Genomic DNA, 3,387 nt, shown 5'->3' with positions numbered 1-3,387 from the left:
TCATCGCTGTGCCTTGACGGGGACGGCAATACCGCTGACCAGCAACAATACTTCATCGGCCAGCGCAGCGACGCAGCGGTTGATGCGTGCCAGCAGAGCGCAGTAGCGGCGGGTCATGGGATCGGCCGGAATCACCCCCAGGGAGACTTCGTTGGTGACGATGATGGTGCGCCGCGTCGAGGTGCCAAGCAGCGCCAGAAATTCATCCAGGGGCTCATTTTCTGCTGTTGCGGTGAAAACCAGGTTGCTCGCCCAGAGGGTCAGGCAATCGATGAGGATGGTGTCGCAGGGAAGCTCCAGGGCGCGCTGATAGGCGTCGGCGAGCTGCAGCTGTTCCTCGATGGTGGTGTAGGAGGCATCCCGTTCTCCCTGGTGGACACGGATTTTGCGATCCATTTCCGGATCAAGGTTGGTCGGTGCGGTGGCGATATATGCCTTGCGCAACGCTGGAGCCGCCAGGCCAAGGGCATGATGGGTTTTGCCGCTGCCGACACCGCCGGTGATCAGGGTTGTGTATGACATCTTCGTGCTCCTTGTGGGAACCGCGCGTTCCAGGGTGGAGAAACCCCACCCCCTATTTCTCTATTCCTGTTCGCGCGGCGACGCCCTGCTGATAATAGTGCTTTATCTCGCACATTTCCGTTACCAGGTCGGCTTTCTCTATCAGTTCGGCCGGGGCGTTGCGTCCGGTCAGTACCAGTTCGGTGTGCGGCGGGCGCAAGTGCAGCAGATCAAATATCTCGTCAATGTTGACCAGTCCTTTGGCCAGGAGGCCGAGCAGTTCATCCAGCACGATCAGGTCGTAGGCGCCGGATGCCAATGCCGCTTGTGCCTCCGCTATGCCGCACTCTGCAAGCTGCCGATCTTCGGCTGAAGGCGTGCTGCGGATGAATTCCCCGGTGCCGAAGGCACGGTGGATGATGCGCTCCTGCAGGTGCTGCAGGGCGGTCCATTCCGACGAATCCCCCTTTTTTAGAAACTGACAGAAGAAGACTTTCCCTCCGGCTCCGGCGCAGCGTACCGCCAGTCCTAGCGCTGCCGTAGTCTTGCCTTTGCCGTTGCCGGTGTAAATCTGTACATACCCTCGCCCAGGCATCTAAACCTCTGCGAGCATCGCGACTTTACCGATGATGATGGTGGCAGGGTGACTGATCTGCCGGTTGGCGATGCAGGACAGTACCTCGTCCAGGGTGGTCGAGAAAATTCGCTCCTGCTCGGTTTCCAGACTTTGACCGATCAGCACCGGCGTGGTGGCCGCCATGCCGTGCATGAGCAACTGATGGCGGATGACGGGCATGTTTCTGACCCCCATGTAGATGACAATGGTAAAGCCGAGGTTTACCAGGGCGTCCCAGCGGTAGCTGGTTTCCAGGTTATCAGCCTTGGTGTGACCGGTGATAAAGACCACTCCTGCCGCAGAGCGGCGATCGGTCAGGGCACCCTGGACCCTGGCGACCAGGGATGAGGCCGAGGTAACACCAGGGATGAGGGTGACGCGGGCACCGACGGAGCGGGCGGCTTCTACTTCCTCCACGGTGCGGGCAAAGACCGAGGTGTCACCCCCTTTGAGGCGGACGACGCGCTTGCCCCGTTGCAGTTGCTCGATAATTAACGCATTGATCTGGACCTGGGTCCGGCAATGAGCGTCGTAGGGGCGCTTGCCGACGTCCAAGGCTTCACAGCTGATCTGCGCGCAGATGGCGGGATGAATCAAGCGGTCGTAGAGGACGACCTCGGCCCGGCGGATCGCTTCGATCCCTGCAAGGGTGATGGACTGTGCGCCCAGACCGGCGCCGACGATAATAAGTTCGCTCATGTCATCTCACAAATCGATGGCCGCTTGCTGCGCGGCCTGTTCCAGCATATCCAGAAAAATCGCTCGTACGGCGGGGTTGTGTCCGAGCCCTTCGAGAATCGGAGTCACCTGATAGCCGGCGTTTTCAAGCAGGGTCAGCCACGAGTCCTCATCGTCCCCGGCCATGTCGTTGCGGGCATGGTCCCCGGCCACAAACATGAGCGGCTTTAACAGCACCTTGCGGGTTTCGGCGGCGGCCAGTTTTTCCCGCACGGTTTCAAAGTCGGGCAGCCCTTCTACCAGACCGATGCACACCGGGATCCCGTATTCGCGGCGCAACAGAATTTCCAGCTCGTAATAGGCCCCTTGCGCCATGTGCTCGTTGCCGTGGCCCATGTACACCAGGGCGGCATCAGCGGCCCGTGCAGCATCGATATCGGGTTTAAGTGCCCGCACCAGGCCATTGAGCTGGTCGCGATGATCAAAGGTGCCGAGCAGAGGCTTGCCGATGCCGACACTTTCGAAAGGCCGTAAGTGGGGCTTGTGGGTTTTAATGGTGGCCAGAGCTTCGACATACGCAGCCAGGTCACGGTACTCCTCGCCGTCGACAATCAGTACCGGCTGGACGACGATCCGGCGATAGCCCTCATTCTGCAGATCGGCCATGGCGCCCAGCACGTTTTTGACGGCATAAATCTGCTCGGGAATGGCGGGATATTCATGGCGATAGTTCGCGTCTGCGGCACGTTTATGCCACTTGCGCCGGATGATATTGGACGTGAAGGCCAGGTGGACAGGGACGTTGGGATAGCGCTCTTTGACATCGCGCAGCATGGCCAGAATCGGTTCCAGGGTTGCCGGATAGGTGGTGCCGAAGGCTGCCAGGACGATGGCTGTGGGAGCTTCCTGTTCGCTCTGCTTCATGGTCGTATGTCCACCAGATGGTCTCGGCTGATCATGGCTTCATCGAAGGTTGCCATGTTATTTAACATGCCAATCGCAGCATCGATAATGCCGAAGGCCAGCGGACAGCCGGTGCCTTCACCCAGACGCATGTTCAGATGCAGCATCGGTTCCAGGCCGAGCTCGCGCATGATATGGATGTAGCCGGGTTCCGCCGACAGGTGAGAAGGGATCATGTACTCCTTGACCAGCGGGTTGAGGCGATAGGCTACCAGCGCGGCGGCGGCAGAAATAAAGCCGTCGATGACCACCGGTACTTTGCAATGAGCGGCACCCAGAAAGCAACCGGCCATGCCCGCCACGTCCAGACCGCCAACTTTGGCAAGAACATCCAGCGGATCATTCGGGTCGGGCTGGTGGAGTGCCAGGGCTGCGCTGATCACCTGTTTTTTACGTGCCAGAGCCTCATCGGTGATGCCGCCGCCTCTTCCGACAGCGACATCGGCATGGGCGCCGGTAAAGGCCATGTACAGGGCGCTGCTGCAACTGGTGTTGCCGATTCCCATTTCGCCGGTGCCGATCAGGTTATAGCCTTCGGCGACCAGACTTTTGACCATCTCGATACCGACCAGCAGGGCCTGCTCCGCTTCGCGGCGCTCCATGGCCGGTTCCTTGGCGAAATTGGCGGT

The 3,387-nt window shown here is 59.9% G+C and carries 5 protein-coding genes; all 5 read right to left on the bottom strand.

Features of this window, described 5'->3' with window-relative positions; genetic code table 11:
- Entirely contained in the window at nucleotides 1–522 is a 522-nt protein-coding gene (locus tag AC6F7T_RS11025) for a bifunctional adenosylcobinamide kinase/adenosylcobinamide-phosphate guanylyltransferase (RefSeq protein ID WP_500718820.1), read from the bottom strand.
- A 52-nt stretch (nucleotides 523–574) separates the two neighbouring features.
- Nucleotides 575–1,096, bottom strand: coding sequence for a cob(I)yrinic acid a,c-diamide adenosyltransferase (locus AC6F7T_RS11020; protein ID WP_500718819.1), 522 nt, complete (start codon nucleotides 1,094–1,096; stop codon nucleotides 575–577).
- The gene (gene cobA, locus AC6F7T_RS11015) at nucleotides 1,097–1,816 is read right to left on the bottom strand and encodes a uroporphyrinogen-III C-methyltransferase (protein ID WP_500718817.1); all 720 of its coding nucleotides are present in this window, start codon (nucleotides 1,814–1,816) and stop codon (nucleotides 1,097–1,099) included.
- A gap of 6 nt (nucleotides 1,817–1,822) precedes the next feature.
- Nucleotides 1,823–2,719: a sirohydrochlorin cobaltochelatase gene (locus tag AC6F7T_RS11010; protein WP_500718815.1), complete on the bottom strand. Its 897-nt coding sequence runs from the start codon at nucleotides 2,717–2,719 to the stop codon at nucleotides 1,823–1,825.
- Nucleotides 2,716–3,387: nicotinate-nucleotide--dimethylbenzimidazole phosphoribosyltransferase (locus AC6F7T_RS11005; RefSeq protein WP_500718813.1), on the bottom strand; the 672-nt coding region annotated here is incomplete at its 5' end. The genes AC6F7T_RS11005 and AC6F7T_RS11010, both read right to left, overlap by 4 nt.

The sequence above is a fragment of the Pelovirga sp. genome (assembly GCF_059864205.1).
Note: the sequence above shows the minus strand (reverse complement) of the source record. Positions and strands in the feature narration are given on the sequence as shown.